The sequence below is a fragment of the Actinospica sp. genome, from assembly GCF_035552695.1.
Lineage (GTDB): Bacteria > Actinomycetota > Actinomycetes > Streptomycetales > Catenulisporaceae > Actinospica.
Map to the genome: position 1 here is coordinate 1 of NZ_DASZKT010000073.1, position 14,955 is coordinate 14,955.

Sequence of the window (14,955 nt, forward strand, 5' to 3'; positions counted from 1 at the left end):
GGCGCTCAAGCAGGCCCGCGACGCGCGCTTCCACGTGCTCGACGTGATGCTCGAGGCGATCGACGTGCCGGACGAGATGTCCGAGCTCGCGCCGCGGATCATCACCATCAAGATCCCGGTGGACAAGATCGGCGAGGTCATCGGCCCGAAGGGCAAGATGATCAACCAGATCCAGGAGGACACCGGCGCCGACATCACCATCGAGGACGACGGCACGATCTACATCGGCGCGACCACCGGCGCGGACATCACCATCGAGGACGACGGCACCATCTACATCGGTGCCACGACGGGTGCCGCGGCCGAGCAGGCGCGGGCGACGATCAACCAGATCGCCAACCCGACGATGCCCGAGGTCGGCGAGCGCTTCCTGGGCACGGTCGTGAAGACCACCGCCTTCGGCGCCTTCGTCTCGCTGATGCCGGGCAAGGACGGCCTGCTGCACATCTCGCAGCTGCGCAAGATCGCCGGCGGCAAGCGGGTGGAGAACGTCGACGACGTGGTCAAGGTCGGCGACAAGATCCAGGTCGAGATCTCCGAGATCGACCAGCGCGGCAAGCTCTCGCTGACCCCCGTGGTCGCCGAGGAGGCCGCGGCGGAGCCGTCGTCGGACGCGGCGCCGCAGGCGTAGGCCGTAGCAGCGTCCGTAGTCGAGGGAAGGGCCCGCAGTGAGCGACTCCGGCAAGACCGCCGCGTCCGCCTACGCCGAACCAGGTGAGTTGGAGCAGGGCGTGGTGGGCACGGAGTTGCTCCTCGCGGGCGTGGACGGGTCCGGCGTGGTACGTCGGACCCTGCTTCCCGGCGGGATCCGGGTGGTGACCGAGGCGATGCCGCTGGTGCGCTCGGTCTCGCTCGGCATCTGGGTGGGCGTCGGCTCCCGCGACGAGTCCGTGGAGCTGGCCGGCGCCAGCCACTACCTCGAGCACCTGCTGTTCAAGGGCACGCCGCGGCGTAGCGCGCTGGACATCTCGGCTTCGGTCGAGGCGGTCGGCGGAGATATCAATGCCTTCACGACGAAGGAGTACACGTGCTACTACGCACGGGTGCTCGACGCCGACCTGCCGCTGGCCGCGGACGTGCTCACGGACGTGGTCTCCTCGGCCCTGCTGCGCGCCGAGGACGTGGAGTCGGAGCGCGAGGTCATCCTCGAAGAGATCGCGATGACCGAGGACGACCCGGGCGATCTGGTGCACGAGGAGTTCTCGCTCGCGATGTGGGGCGACACGCCGCTCGGCCGGCCCATCGCGGGCTCGGTGGAGTCGGTGCGCGCGCTGACGCGGGATCAGGTCGAGGAGCACTACCGGCGGCACTACGTCGGCCCCAACCTGGTGGTCGCGGCGGCGGGCAACCTGCGGCACGAGCACGTGGTCGAGCTCGTCCGCCGCGGCTTCGAGCGGGCCGCCGGGGACTCGCACATCGCACTGAGCCCTGATACGGCGCCGCGCAACTCGCGCGCCGAGCAGGACGCGGCCGGCCCCACCCCGCTGATGATGGAACCCTCGGTTCGCCTGCTCGGCAAGAAGACCGAACAGGCGCACCTGGTCCTCGGTACCCCGGGCGTGCGGCGGCTGGACGACCGGCGCTGGGCCCTCGGCGTGCTCGCCGCGGTGCTCGGCGGGGGGATGTCCTCGCGGCTGTTCCAGGAGGTGCGGGAGAAGCGCGGCCTGGCGTACTCCGTCTACAGCTTCGCGACGCAGTTCACCGACTCGGGCGCGTTCGGCGTCTACGCGGGCTGCCAGCCGAAGAAGCTGCGCGAGGTGCTGAGCCTGTGCCGCGCCGAGATCGAGCGCGCGGCCGCCGAGGGCATCAGCGAGCAGGAGCTCGCGCTCGGCATCGGCCAGCTGCGCGGCGGCACGGTGCTGGGCCTTGAGGACACCGGTTCGCGGATGAGCCGCATCGGCAAGAGCGAGCTCGTGTACGGGCAGCACCTGTCGGTCGACGCCGTGCTCGACCGGATCGGCGCGGTCACCCTGGACGAGGTCAAGAGGGTGGCGACCGAACTGCTCGCCACCGCCCCGGCGGCGGCGGTCGTCGGTCCGTACAAGAATGTCGAGGATTTCGCGTGAGTGTGCAGGTCGCCGTGTTCGGGGCCGCCGGCCGGATGGGCCGTCAGGTGTGCGACGCGGTGGATGCCGCCGAGGACATGCGGGTCGTGGCCCGGATCGACGTGGGGGACGACCCCAAGCTCGCGGTCGAGGCCGGCGCCCAGGTCGCGGTGGTCTTCACCACTCCGGACTCCGCGCTCGGCAACATCGAGTTCTGCGTCGCCAACGGCATCCACGCCGTCGTCGGCACCAGCGGCTTCGGCCCCGAGAAGGTCGTCCGCGTACGGGAGGCACTCTCCGCGAGCCCCGACGTCGGCGTCCTGATCGCCCCCAACTTCTCGCTCGGCGCCGTCCTGATGATGAAGTTCGCCGCCCAGGCCTCCGCGTACTTCGAGTCCGTGGAGATCGTCGAGCTGCACCACCCCAACAAGCTGGACGCCCCCAGCGGCACGGCCCTGCGTACCGCGCAGCTGATCGCCGAGGCCCGCGCGGCGGCCGGCGTCGGCCCGTCCCCGGACGCGACCGCCGAGGACGCCGATCACCACCGCGGCGGCAAGGTCGAGGACGTCACCATCCACTCCGTGCGCCTGCGCGGCCTGGTCGCGCACCAGGAGGTGCTGCTCGGCGGCGTGGGGGAGACCCTGACGATCCGGCACGACTCGCTCGACCGCGCGTCCTTCATGCCGGGCGTGCTGCTCGGCGTGCGCGAGATCGCGAAGCACCCGGGCCTGGCCGTCGGCCTCGAGCACTATTTGAGCCTGTAGCCCCGAGCCCGGAGCCGACGCCGACCGCGCTGCGTGTAGCGTGTAGTGGAAGCTGTAGCCGAAGTCTGGATCTGATCATCATGCGTGCCCGCACCACCGCCTTCCTGCTCGGCGCCGTGCTCGTCTTCTACCTCGCCGGCTGCGTCTGGCGCGGAGTCCTGGCCCTGCAGACCGCCTTCCGGGACGGCTCGGTCACCGCGGGCGCCCTCGGCGTCGCGGTCCTCGCCTTCGGCGTCGTCGGCGCCTGGTTCCTCTGGCGCGAGATCCAGTTCGGCCTCGCCACCGAGCGGCTCGCCGTCGCCCTGGACGACGACGAGACCCCCGGCGGCGGCCTCCGCTACGACGAGATCGACTCGCTCCCGCGTTCCCCCGGCGGCCGCGTCGACCGCAACGCCGCCGACGAGCTCTTCGCCAGGCGCAAGGCCGAGACCGAGGCCACCCCCGACGACTGGCGCTGCTGGTACCGCCTCGCCGCCGCCTACTACGCCGCCAAGGACTCCTCCCGCGCCCGCCTCGCCATGCGGCACGCGGTGAGGCTCGCAGCCCCGAAGGTGTCTCCTTCCGGCTCCTAGCGGCGTCCGTGCGGCTCGCCCGCGCTCATCCTGGGAGTGGCGGGGCCAGGCGCGAACGGCGTACGGGCTCGTAAGATCGGGATATGAGCAGGCCGAATGCACTGGGCGAGTACCTGCGGGCACGGCGCGAGCTGATCGATCCGGCGGAGGCGGGGCTGCGGGTGGTCGGGGTGCGCCGTACTCCGGGGCTGCGCCGTGAGGAGGTCGCCACGCTGGCCGGGATCAGCGCCGACTACTACCTCCGGCTGGAACAGGGCCGCGACCGCAACCCGTCCCCGCAGGTGCTCGAGGCGCTGGCCCGGGTGTTCCGGCTGGATGCGATCGCCACGGAGCATCTGCTGAGCCTGGTCGCCGCCCGACCGGCCGCGGCCCGGCGGCCGCGCCGCGAGGTGGTGCCGGCCGGGATCCGGCAGCTGATCGACGTGATCAACCTGCCCGCGTTCGTGGAGAGCCGGATGTTCGACGTGCTCGCCGCGAATCGGCTGGCCACCGCCGTCTCACCGAACATCCTGCCGGGTGTCAACCGGCTGCGCGCGATCTTCCTCGACCCGGACGAGCAGGACCTGCACCCGGACTGGGAGCAGGCGGCGGGAGGCATGGTCGCCGGGTTCCGCGCGTCCGTGGGCACCGACGTCGACGACCCGCGCATCGTGCAGCTGGTCGGCGAGCTCTCGCTGGCCAGCGAGCCGTTCCGGCGGTTATGGGCCCGGCATGACGTCGCAGCGCTGGCCGGAGGCTCGATGCGGCTGCGCCACCCGCAGGTCGGCGTGCTCGAGCTGCGGCGGGAGAAGCTGCCGCTGAGCGACTCCGGCGGCCAGATCCTGGCGATCTATCACGCCGAGCTCGGCTCGGAGAGCGCCCGCGCACTGGAACTGCTCGGCTCGCTCGCGGCCACCGAGGCGCGGGAGGCGCAGGAGGCGCAGGAGTCACAGGAGTCAGCACGGCCCGAACAGACCTGGCGCGCCAGTGGCGCGCCAGGCGGTTAGTTCAGACCTCGATCGGACCTCGATCAGACCTCGATGATCACCGGGAGGATCATCGGGCGGCGGCGGAACGCGTCGTTGACCCACTTGCCGACGACGCGGCGGATGATCTGCTGCAGCTGGTAGGCGTCGCCGACGCCCTCGGCCGCCGCGTCCGCGAGCGCTTCCTCGATCTTGGGGATGACGGCGGCGAGCTGCTCGTCGTCGATGCCGGCACCGCGGGACTGGACCTGGAGGGCCCCGGTGACCTTGCCGGTGTCCGAGTCCACGACGGCGAAGACCGAGATGAAGCCCTCGTCGCCGAGGATCCGGCGGTCCTTGAGCGAGGCCTCGGTGATGTCGCCGACGGAGGCGCCGTCGACGTACACGTAGCCGCACGGGACCTTGCCCGCGATCCTGGCCACGCCGTCGGCAAGGTCCACGGCGACGCCGTCCTCGGCCAGCACCGTGCGCTCGCGCGGGACGCCGGTGAGGACCGCGAGGTCCGCGTTCGCGCGCAGGTGCCGCCATTCGCCGTGCACCGGCATGACGTTCTTCGGCTTGGCCAGGTTGTAGAAGTACAACAGCTCGCCGGCCGACGCGTGCCCGGAGACGTGCACCTTGGCGTTGCCCTTGTGCACCACGTTGGCGCCCCAGCGGACCAGGCCGTTGATCACCCGGTAGACCGAGGACTCGTTGCCCGGGATCAGCGAGGAGGCCATCACCACGGTGTCGTTCTCGACGATCCTGATCTGGTGGTCGCGGCTGGCCATCCGGGACAGCGCGGCCATCGGCTCGCCCTGCGACCCGGTGCACACGAGCACGACCTGCTCCGGCGGCAGGTCCTCGATCAGCTTGGCGTCGATCACCAGGCCGTCCGGCACCTTGAGGTACCCCAGGTCGCGCGCGATGCCCATGTTGCGCACCATCGAGCGGCCGACGAAGGCCACCTTCCGCTTGTACTTCACCGCGCAGTCCAGCACCTGCTGGATGCGGTGCACGTGGCTGGCGAACGAGGCGACGATCAGCCGGCGCTGCGCGGTGGCGAAGGCGCGCTCGAGCGCGGGCATGATCTCCCGCTCGCTCGCCACGAAGCCGGGCACCTCGGCGTTTGTGGAGTCCACCAGCACCAGATCGAGCCCGGTCTCGCCCAGCCGGGAGACGCCGGCGAGGTCGGTCAGCCGGCCGTCCAGCGGCAGCTGGTCCATCTTGAAGTCGCCCGTGTGCAGCACGGTGCCGGCGCCGGTCTGGATCACCACGGCCAGCGCGTCCGGGATCGAGTGGTTCACGGCGAGGAAGGAGCAGTCGAACGGGCCGATCCGCTCGGTCTGACCCTCCTTCACCTCCAGCGTGTACGGCCGGATCCGGTGCTCGGCGAGCTTGGCCTCGATCAGCGCCAGGGTGAGCTGCGAGCCGATCAGCGGGATGTCCGGGCGCTCCTTGAGCAGGTACGGCACGGCGCCGATGTGGTCCTCGTGGCCGTGCGTGAGCACCACGGCGACGACGTCGTCGTAGCGGTCCCTGATCGAGGTGAAGTCCGGCAGGATCAGGTCCACGCCGGGCTGCTCGGGCTCGGGGAAGAGCACCCCGCAGTCCACGATCAGCAGCTTGCCGGCGTACTCGAAGACGGTCATGTTCCGGCCGATCTCGCCGAGACCGCCGAGCGGAGTGACGCGGAGCGCGCCCTCGGCCAGCGGCGGCGGGGTCCCCAGCTCGGGGTGCGGATGGCTCATCTGGCGGCTCCTCGTGGTGCATTCATTGCGGTCTGTCCGAAATCTATTTCTGTGCGGGGACGCGGCGACGGCCGCCGGTGGCGGTGTGTCGCCGTGCTGCTCATTCAGTTGTTCGTTCGGTTGTTCTGCGGTTGTCCGGCGCGAGGGCCGTAAGCGTGTGCGTGCTGGGGGAGGGTCCCGGGTCAGATGGCGATGCCGGCGGCGGCGAGGTCCGTGCGCAGCGTGGCCGTTCCCGCCTCGTCCAGGTCGACCTGCGGCAGTCGCACCGGACCGGCCGGCCGGCCGAGGGCGCGCAGGGCCGCCTTGATGGTGATTACCCCCTGGGTGCGGAACACACCCGTGTACACCGGAAGCAGCATTCGGTGGATGTCCCGCGCCTTGGCGACGTCGCCGCCGAAGTAGGCATCGTACAACGACACCAGCTCGGCGCTGACCAGGTGGGAGACCACGGACATGCAGCCGACGGAGCCGATCGCGGCGAGCGGCAGGTTCAGCACGTCCTCGCCGCTGTAGTAGGCCAGGTCGGTCTCGGCCATCACCCGGCTGGAGGCACCGAGGTCGCCCTTGGCGTCCTTCACCGCGACGATCCGCGGGTGCTCGGCGAGGCGCAGCAAGGTCTCGGTCTCGATCGGCGTGCCGGTGCGGCCGGGGATGTCGTAGAGCACGACCGGCAGCTCGGTGGCGTCGGCCACGGCCGTGAAGTGGCGGGCGACGCCCTCCTGCGGCGGCTTGTTGTAGTACGGCGTCACGGCCAGCAGCGCGTGCGCGCCGATCTCCCGCATGGCCGCCGCCTGGGCCACGGTGTGCGCCGTGTCGTAGCCGCCGACCCCGGCGATGATCCTCGCCCGGTCGCCGACCGCCTCGAGCACGGCGCGGACCAGCGCGGCCTTCTCGGCGTCGGTGGTGGTCGGCGCCTCCCCGGTGGTGCCGTTGACGACCAGGCCGGAGTTCCCGGCATCCACCAGCTCGGTGGCCAACCGCTGCGCGCCGTCGAGGTCGAGCCCGCCGTCCGCGGCGAAGGGAGTGACCATCGCGGTCAGGACGCGGCCGAACGGCACGGAGCTGGAAGAAGTGGAGGCCATGGGATAAAGCTACCGGACGCCCGCCTCGCCGCGACACCTTCGGCCCCGTGGCGGCGGGGTGCCCGGCGGTGCGAAAGCCGTGGGAAAGCGCTGCGAAAGCGATGGGAAGACGCCCGCCGCGCCGAGTTCCGGCGCGGATCAGTGTCACGACGCGGCGGGGTCCTCGGCGATGGGAAGACGCCCGCCGCGCCGAGTTCGGGGGGTCACGACGCGGCGGGGTCCTGCCCGCAATACCGATTGACCGACCTGTCCGGTTACGTCCGGGCCGTACGTTTCATTCGATAGAGCGAAGGTCGGACAATCGACTCACGGGGCGACGCGGCCGTTGCGGTTCCAGGCGGCGTGGGTGAGCGGCATGGTGGCGGCGAAGTGCTCTTCCATCCGCTCGGCCACCATCTCGATCTCGCGCTGCGGGAAGGACGGGAAGGTCGAGTCCTCGCGCTTGGTGCGCAGCGAGAGGAAGTTCATCAGCGCCCTGGCGTTGCACGTGGCGTACATCGAGGAGTAGATCGACACCGGCAGCACGCCGCGGGCCACCTCGCGCGCGACGCCCGCCTCGAGCATTTCCAGGTAGCCGCGGTACGCCTCGGTGCACACCCGGCGCGTCGTCGTGTCGACCAGCGCGTGCTGCTCCGGCGTGCCGTCCACGAAGACGTAGCGGCCGGGCTTGCCCTCCTGCACCAGCTTGCGCTCGGCGCCGGGGACGTAGAACACGGGCTCGAGCTTGCGGTAGCGGCCGGACTCCTCGTTGTAGCTGAAGGTGCGGTGCCGCATGAACTCGCGGAAGACGAAGATCGGCGCGGAGACGTAGAAGGTGAACTGGTTGTGCTCGAAGGGCGAGCCGTGCCGGTCCCGCATCAGATAGTTGATCAGACCGGCGGAGCCCTCGGCGTCCGCGCCGACCTGCTCCAGCGACTTCTCGCCGGCGGTCGAGACCCGGGCGGCGAACAGCACGTCGGCGTCGCTCGCGCTGGACTTGACCAGCTCCACGGTCACGTCGGAGCGGAACCGGATCTCCGCCGCGCTCGGAGTGTCGGACGGCGCCGCTTCGTCGGTCGTCATCAGCATCGGCTGCTCCTACCTAGTCATCAATTGCTAGGTAGGAGCCTAATCGCCGGCACCGACAGCTGACGTGAGGTCAGCTGTCGGTGCCGCCCGTCAGTGCCGCCGCGTCGAGACTCGAGGTCTGCAGGTTGGCCGAGCCCATCAGGGACAGCACGTTGGTCAGGTTCGCCGCGACGATGTTGGTCGGGTAGTTGCCGATCTCGGTGGTCGAGGCGACCTGGGCGGGGACCTTGGCGGCGGTCAGCGCCTGCTCGACGGCGACCCGGCTGTTGCCGAGCGCCTGCGCCTCGGCCAGGGCGGACTCGAACGCGGCGATCGTGTTCGGGTTCTTCTGCGCCGTGTCGCGCAGTGCGAAGTAGCCGGAGACCGGCATGTTCTCCGCGTTGCCCGAGTCCAGGTTCGCGAGCTCGGTGACCTTGCCGGTCTCGATCGCCTCGGTCAGGTACGGCTCCTGCAGCACGGCGGTGGCCACCGAGCCGGAGACCACGGCGTTGATCATCGTCGTGGCGGTGGTCGGGCCGTCCGCGTTGTTGCCGGCCGAGTTGACCTTCTGGGCGGTCAGGCTCAGCGGGTTCTGCTCGGAGATCGCCCAGTTGGACAGCGCCAGGTACTCGGGGCTGGCCAGGTCGGGAACGTCGACGCTGACCGAGCCGCTCGACATCTGCGCGGCCACGCCGCCGGTGCCGCTGAGCGAGGCGTTCTTGAGCGAGGAGCCCGACGAGGCGACCAGGCCGATGGTGTTCTCGCCCGCGTCGTAGCCCTCGCCGACCACCTGCACGCTGGTGGCCACGGGCGAGGCCCCGACGTTGAGGAACTCGGAGTAGTCGCCGAAGGCGATGTCGATCTGGCCCTTCTGCAGCGCGGCCTCGGCCGCGGCGTCCGTCGAGTAGTCCGTGACGTTCAGGCTCAGCCCGCTCTGGTCGAAGACCTTCTGGCTCACGCCGAGCTCGAAGGTGGCGGCGCCGATCCCGCTGACGACGCCCACGTTGAGGTTCGGCTTCTCCAGCGAGCCGCCGCCGGAGCTGCACGCGCTGGTGAGTCCGCCCACCAGGGCGAGCGCGCCGCCGTACGCGCCGAGCCTCCGGCGCCAGGAACGCGGGTGCCGCACGGGTCGGTCGGACCGCGGCGCTCGGGTCTGGGACATGCGGGGCCTCTCGGGTTCTGACGCGGATCGGTCGGTCTGGCGGCGCAATGCTAATCCACTTCCGGGTGACCATGAATACGCACCTCGGATACGACGCCGGAACGGTTTCGAAACGGCGCGCGGGCGGTACAGAAGATTCAGCCGAGGGAAATGGCCCCGAGGTGAAACCTAATCAGGGGCTACTCACGTAAAGTCGTGATTCGGCGACGTTCCGTGATTGCGCGATCGTTCCTGGTCCGCGCCTGCGGTCCGGGGTAGCCGAAGTCTTCCACCGAGCGTCGGCAATTCGCTAGGCGTGTCGGTGAAAACTCAGCAAAGTCGTCCCGTATGTCCGCATTTGTACGTTCTGTTCCCGGACTGATTCTGAATTGTGTCACCCCCGTCTTGGCTCAAGTGCCGGGTCTGTGCTGGAATTCGTTTCCTGAACGGACCGACGAGCGCTGCGCTCGAACGGTCGAGCTACCCGCCGCACCACGACGCCTTCGCGCGAGCCGAGCACGGGCCGCAGGGGCGTCGCCGGACACGGCCAAGAATCTGGTGAGGGCAAGTGCAGACACGACCCGTGACCCCGCGCCGCGAGTCCGCCCAGAGCGGCGCTCGGAGCTCCGGTGTCAACACGGCCGCGTCCGAGCGGCGACGCGGCGTACGCACGCCCGGTCAGCCGCCCGCCCCCGGAGCCGCCCCCGGCCCCGAGCGCGCCGGGCGCTTCTCGATACGCAGCTGGCGCGTGCGCAACCGGCTCTTCCTGCTGGTGTGCTTCCCGCTGATCATCGCGATCGGGGTGGCCGCCACCCGCGTCAGCACCCTGTACCAGGACCGCACGCACTACGCGAACGTCAAGTTCCAGGCGAACACGGTCGCCACGGTCGAGACGCTGGTGCTCGCCCTGCAGGACGAGCGGCAGGCCGCGGCGCTCTGCCTGGCCGCCGCGAACGGCGGGCCGTGCACCTCGAGCAACCCCGACTGGAGCGACTACAAGTACGCCGAGAGCAACACGCAGACCACGCTGGCCAACCTGACCGCCTCCGCGCAGGCCGTCGCCACCGGCAGCTCCTACGCCAGCGGGCTGCGCGACGCCACGGTCGAGGCGATCGGCCGCACCAACGACCTGCCGAACCTCGAGAAGGTCGTCACCAGCTCCCCGGCCCCGTACACGACCACGTACAACGCCTACAGCGGCGTGGTGGACGACGTGCTCGCGGTCGTGGCCAACGCCGCCTCCGGCGCCTCCGACGTCTCGCTGACGCAGGACCAGGAGGCGCTGACCGCGATCAGCCAAATGGTCGAGGCCGAGGCGCAGGCCGCGGTGATCACCGGCCAGGTCATCCACTCCGACGGACCGCTCAGCCCGGCCATCGTGCAGCAGGCGCAGGCCACCACGCTGCAGGACGCCCTCGCCGCGTACCAGTCCTCCGAGGCGAGCTTCAAGGCGGTGGCGACGCCCGCGCTGGTGCAGTCCTTCAACGCGACCGTCTCCGGGCCCGAGGTGGCCGGCGCCGCGGCCGGCAACACCGCCGCGCTGAGCGTGCTGCAGTCCTCGAACACCAGCGCCGCGGTGGCGGCCAACCAGCTCAACCTGACCACGGCGGTGGCCGACGACGACCTGGCCTCCACGCTGGGCAACCTGCGCGCCGTGCAGGCGGTCACGATCGCCCAGATGCAGAACGACGCGCAGTCCCTGCTGGACAGCGCCGACAACGACCTCTACCTGAACATCGGCGTGATCATCGTCGCGCTGCTGCTCTCCTTCGTCGGCACCGTCCTGGTGGCCCGCTCGCTGACCGGCCCGCTGAGCCTGCTGCGTGCCGCGGCCCTGGACATCGCCTCGACCCGACTGCCCGAGATGGTCCGCCGGCTGCGCGACGCGGACGCCGCCACGGCGGACGCGAACAGCCGGGTCGAACCGATCCCGATCACCTCCTCCGACGAGATCGGCGAGGTGGCGCGGTCCTTCGACGAGGTCCACCAGCAGGCCGTGCGACTGGCCTCCGAGCAGGCGATGCTCCGGGCGAACGTCAACTCGATGTTCGTCAACCTCTCCCGCCGGTCCCAGTCGCTGGTGCAGCGCCAGCTGCGGCTGATCGACGAGCTGGAGAACTCCGAGCAGGACCCGGACCAGCTGGCCAACCTCTTCAAGCTGGACCACCTCGCGACCCGTATGCGCCGCAACGGTGAGAACCTGCTGGTCCTCGCCGGCGAGGAGCCGGGCCGCAAGTGGAGCCAGGCGGTCCGCCTGCTCGACGTGCTGCGCGCCGGCGCCTCCGAGGTGGAGCAGTACGAGCGGGTGCAGCTGCAGGGCCTGCCGGACACCAACGTGGTCGGCCGCGTCGTCAACGACCTCGTCCACCTGGTCGCCGAGCTGCTGGAGAACGCGACCTCGTTCTCCGCGCCGGAGACCCGGGTCACGGTCACCGCGAACACGCTCAACACCGGCGGCGTGATGCTGGAGATCGAGGACTCCGGCATCGGCATGACGCCGGAGGAACTCGACGACGCGAACGAGCGGCTGGCCAACCCGCCGGTCATCGACGTGGCCATCTCGCGCCGCATGGGCCTGTACGTGGTCGGTCGGCTGGCCACCCGGCACGGCATCCAGGTGCGGCTGCGCCGCTCGGCCGGCGGCGGGATCACCGCGCTGGTGCTGGTGCCCAGCTCGCTGCTGGCGGGCGTGGAGAACGAGCAGGCGCCGATCACCGAGCTGTCCGCGACCGGGGTGCGCAACCTCGGCGGCGTGCTGCCGCGGCGCGGCGCGATCGGCTCCGAGGGCTTCCCGGCCTTCGCCGAGCAGCAGGACGCCACCGGTCCGCAGCCGCATCCGCAGGCCTCGGGCCTCGGCGCGTTGAGCGGACTCGGCGTCGGCTCGACGCAGGACGGGCCGCCCGCCGCCCCGGAGCGCTCGCTCGGCCAGTCCATACCCAGCGCGCGCGCGCCGCTGGACGCGGAGCCCGACGCGACCATGCCGGCCCCGCCGGTCGGCCCGCCGGTCAACCCGTTCGCGGCCCCGGCGCGCGAGGAGTCCCCGGCCGGACCGCCGTTCGGCGGCCCCGAGCCGCAGCGGCCCGACCTGCCCGCCGCCCCCTTCGGCTCCGAGGGCCTGTCCGGCCTCCCGCAGGGCGGCAACCCGTTCGCCGGCGAGCCGCGCGGCCACGCCGGTCCGTTCGTGCCCGAGCAGGGCCCCGGAATGCCGGGTCTGCCGGGCCTGCCGGGTTCCGACAACCCCTCGGGCGCCGAGTTCGGCCAGGGCGTGCCGCGTCCGGCCGCTCCGGCCCCCGGCAACCCTTTCCGGGCCGCCCCGCGCAACGAGCTGAACCTCGGCGCCCCGGCGCCGCAGCAGTTCCAGCAGCCGCCGCCGCAGCCCCCCGCGCCGCCGCAGCAGGACCCGTTCGGCCCCTCCGGGCCGAATCGGCCGCCGCTCGGCCCGCCCGACCCGCTTGGCCAGTCCGGCTCGATGCCGCTGCCGCTGCGCGATCCGTCCTCGGTCGAGCCGCCGCCCGCGGCGCCGCAGGTCCGTTCCGGCGAGGCCACCGGGCAGCTGCCGCGGATCCGCGACGTGGGCAGCACGGGCAACACCGGCCAGTTCCCGGCCGTGCGGGAGCCCGCCCAGCCGCCCGCGATGCCCGCCCCGCCCGCGCCGCGGTTCCCGGCCGTCGCTCCCGCGCCGCAGGCTCCGGCGCTGCCGCAGGGCCGCGCGGACGACACCGGCGAGTTCCGGCTCAGCGCCGGCGGCCGCCGGGCGATCGGCGGACCCGCGCAGGGCGCCGACCCGTCCGGCTCCGGCGAGTACTCGGTGGCCGAGCGGCTGTTCGCGGCCGACCCGCTGCCGCCGGCCCCGGCGACCGACGAGCGGCTGCCGATCTTCGAGGCGATGGAGTCTGAGTGGTTCCGCCGCCGCGACGAGGCGCGCGCCCAGGCGGCGCAGAACGTGCAGCCGCGCGCCGAGGCCCCGGCCTCGGCGACCCCGCCGGCTCCGGCGGTCCTGCCCGCCGCGCCGCGGGCCGAGCTGCCCGCGGCCCCGGCCATCGACGTGGCCCCGGCTCCGGCCCCGGCCCCGATCGTGCCGCCCCGGGTCGAGACGTCCGCCCCCGGCGCCGGGACCACCACCCCGGAAGCGCCGAGCATCCCCCAGCCCACGCCGTCGGCACCCGCGACGGCCGCACCGACCTCCGCAGGAGAACCGCCTATGGAGTCCCCCCTGCCGGGCCGGCAGCCCGCGCCGGACGCGCCGAGCACCAGCAGCCAGCCCGCGGGAGCGGGCGCGGCCTGGTCGTCCCCGGGCGACGAGGGCTGGCGCGCCGCGCAGGCCGCCGCGAAGCCGGTGGCCGCGGGCCTGACCCAGAAGGGCCTGCCGAAGCGGGTGCCCAAGTCCAACCTGGTCCCCGGCTCGGCCGGCGGCACCGGGGCGGCCAAGGCCACGCCCCCGCCGATTCCCGCCCGTTCGGCCGAGGAGGTACGAGGCAAGCTGTCCAGCTTCCACCGCGGACTGCGCCAGGGCCGCGACGCGGCCATCGGCCAGGGCGGCGAGCCGTCGAAGCCCGAAGGTGATGAGAACTAGATGACCGTGTCCACGTCCTTCCCCGGCGTCTCCCACGCGCCGGAGCTCCCGGAGACCTGGGCCGCGACCGCGGCCGGGTGCACCATGGAGCTGGACGCAGCTTTGCCGAAACGTCTCTCAGGCACTGATTTGGAAAGGGCACAACCGTGAGCGAGCTGAGCCAGGCGGCCCAGAACCTCAACTGGCTGATCACCAACTTCGTGGACCGCGTGCCGGGGGTGGCGCACACCGTCGTGGTCTCCTCTGACGGCCTGCTGCTCGCGGTCTCCAACGGCTTCCCGCGGGACCGGGCCGACCAGCTCGCCGCGGTCGCCTCCGGTCTGTCCAGCCTGACCACCGGAGCTGCGCGGATCTTCGAGGGCGGTTCGGTCACCCAGACCGTCGTCGAGATGGTGCGCGGCTTCCTCTTCGTGATGGCGATCAGCGACGGCTCGGTGCTGGCCGTCCTCGCCTCCTCCGACTGCGACATGGGCCTGATCGGCTACGAGATGGCCCTCCTGGTGGAACGGGCCGGCGACGTGCTGACTCCCGCGCTGCGCGCGGAGCTGCAGAACTCGCTGCCCCGGTAGTCGCCGCCACGGTCAACGCGCGCCTGTTGTTGCAGCCCCCGACGCGAAGGACGGTTTCATTGAGTTCAGGACAAGACTCCTCACCGCTTGTCCGCCCGTACGCCATGACAGGCGGCCGGACGCGGGCGCGCTATCAACTGGCCCTGGAGGCACTGGTCTCGACCACCCCCCAGGGACGCAATCCCGGCTACGGGCTCATGCCGGAGCACCAGCGCATCTGCGAACTCTGCGTCGAGATCAAATCGTTGGCGGAGATCGCGGCGCTGATGCGGATGCCCCTGGGCGTCGCCCGGGTAATGGTCGGCGACATGGCCGAGACGGGTCTGATCGCCGTTCAGCAGCCGGGCACCGCCGAAGGCAAGCCCGACCTCGCGCTTCTGGAAAGGGTGCTCCTTGGACTTCGCAACCTCTAGCCCGGGCTACGCCGCGCCCGCGCCTTCGGGGCCGACCACTTCGGTCAAGATCGT

12 protein-coding genes are annotated in these 14,955 nt (G+C 71.7%); 8 read left to right on the plus strand and 4 right to left on the minus strand.

Going from position 1 to position 14,955, the window contains the following annotated elements; all coding sequences use genetic code 11:
* From VG296_RS10060 to VG296_RS10080, 5 genes are all read left to right on the plus strand, one after another.
* The coding region (locus VG296_RS10060) for a S1 RNA-binding domain-containing protein (protein WP_325565361.1) at positions 1-631 on the plus strand (631 nt) is incomplete at its 5' end.
* A gap of 37 nt (positions 632-668) precedes the next feature.
* Positions 669-2,066 carry a M16 family metallopeptidase gene (locus VG296_RS10065; protein ID WP_325565362.1) on the plus strand — a complete coding sequence of 466 codons (1,398 nt, stop codon included), beginning with the start codon at positions 669-671 and terminating at the stop codon, positions 2,064-2,066.
* Positions 2,063-2,809, plus strand: coding sequence for a 4-hydroxy-tetrahydrodipicolinate reductase (dapB, locus tag VG296_RS10070; RefSeq protein ID WP_325565363.1), 747 nt, complete (start codon positions 2,063-2,065; stop codon positions 2,807-2,809). Before VG296_RS10065 ends, dapB begins: the two co-directional genes overlap by 4 nt.
* 80 nt (positions 2,810-2,889) lie before the next feature.
* Positions 2,890-3,381 (plus strand): hypothetical protein, encoded by a 492-nt coding sequence (locus VG296_RS10075; RefSeq protein WP_325565364.1) that lies wholly within the window; start codon positions 2,890-2,892, stop codon positions 3,379-3,381.
* 83 nt (positions 3,382-3,464) lie between these two features.
* Positions 3,465-4,367 (plus strand): helix-turn-helix transcriptional regulator, encoded by a 903-nt coding sequence (locus tag VG296_RS10080; protein WP_325565365.1) that lies wholly within the window; start codon positions 3,465-3,467, stop codon positions 4,365-4,367.
* A 23-nt stretch (positions 4,368-4,390) separates the two neighbouring features.
* On the opposite strand, the gene VG296_RS10085 is transcribed toward VG296_RS10080, so the two are convergent.
* From VG296_RS10085 to VG296_RS10100, 4 genes are all read right to left on the minus strand, one after another.
* A complete protein-coding gene (locus VG296_RS10085) occupies positions 4,391-6,076 on the minus strand; it encodes a ribonuclease J (protein ID WP_325565366.1) in 1,686 nt (561 codons plus the stop codon).
* A gap of 182 nt (positions 6,077-6,258) precedes the next feature.
* Positions 6,259-7,158 carry a 4-hydroxy-tetrahydrodipicolinate synthase gene (dapA, locus tag VG296_RS10090; protein ID WP_325565367.1) on the minus strand — a complete coding sequence of 300 codons (900 nt, stop codon included), beginning with the start codon at positions 7,156-7,158 and terminating at the stop codon, positions 6,259-6,261.
* Between the two features lie 306 nt (positions 7,159-7,464).
* Entirely contained in the window at positions 7,465-8,220 is a 756-nt protein-coding gene (gene thyX, locus VG296_RS10095; protein ID WP_325565368.1) for an FAD-dependent thymidylate synthase, read from the minus strand.
* A 76-nt stretch (positions 8,221-8,296) separates the two neighbouring features.
* Positions 8,297-9,367 (minus strand): hypothetical protein, encoded by a 1,071-nt coding sequence (locus tag VG296_RS10100; RefSeq protein WP_325565369.1) that lies wholly within the window; start codon positions 9,365-9,367, stop codon positions 8,297-8,299.
* 547 nt (positions 9,368-9,914) lie between these two features.
* Between VG296_RS10100 and VG296_RS10105 the strand changes: the two genes are divergently transcribed.
* From VG296_RS10105 to VG296_RS10115, 3 genes are all read left to right on the plus strand, one after another.
* Positions 9,915-13,919 carry a nitrate- and nitrite sensing domain-containing protein gene (locus VG296_RS10105; protein WP_325565370.1) on the plus strand — a complete coding sequence of 1,335 codons (4,005 nt, stop codon included), beginning with the start codon at positions 9,915-9,917 and terminating at the stop codon, positions 13,917-13,919.
* Between the two features lie 146 nt (positions 13,920-14,065).
* On the plus strand, positions 14,066-14,488 hold the full coding sequence (locus VG296_RS10110) for a roadblock/LC7 domain-containing protein (RefSeq protein ID WP_349259512.1): 423 nt from the start codon (positions 14,066-14,068) through the stop codon (positions 14,486-14,488).
* The gene (locus VG296_RS10115; RefSeq protein ID WP_414641080.1) at positions 14,380-14,901 is read left to right on the plus strand and encodes a DUF742 domain-containing protein; all 522 of its coding nucleotides are present in this window, start codon (positions 14,380-14,382) and stop codon (positions 14,899-14,901) included. Before VG296_RS10110 ends, VG296_RS10115 begins: the two co-directional genes overlap by 109 nt.
* Positions 14,902-14,955 lie beyond the last annotated feature (54 nt).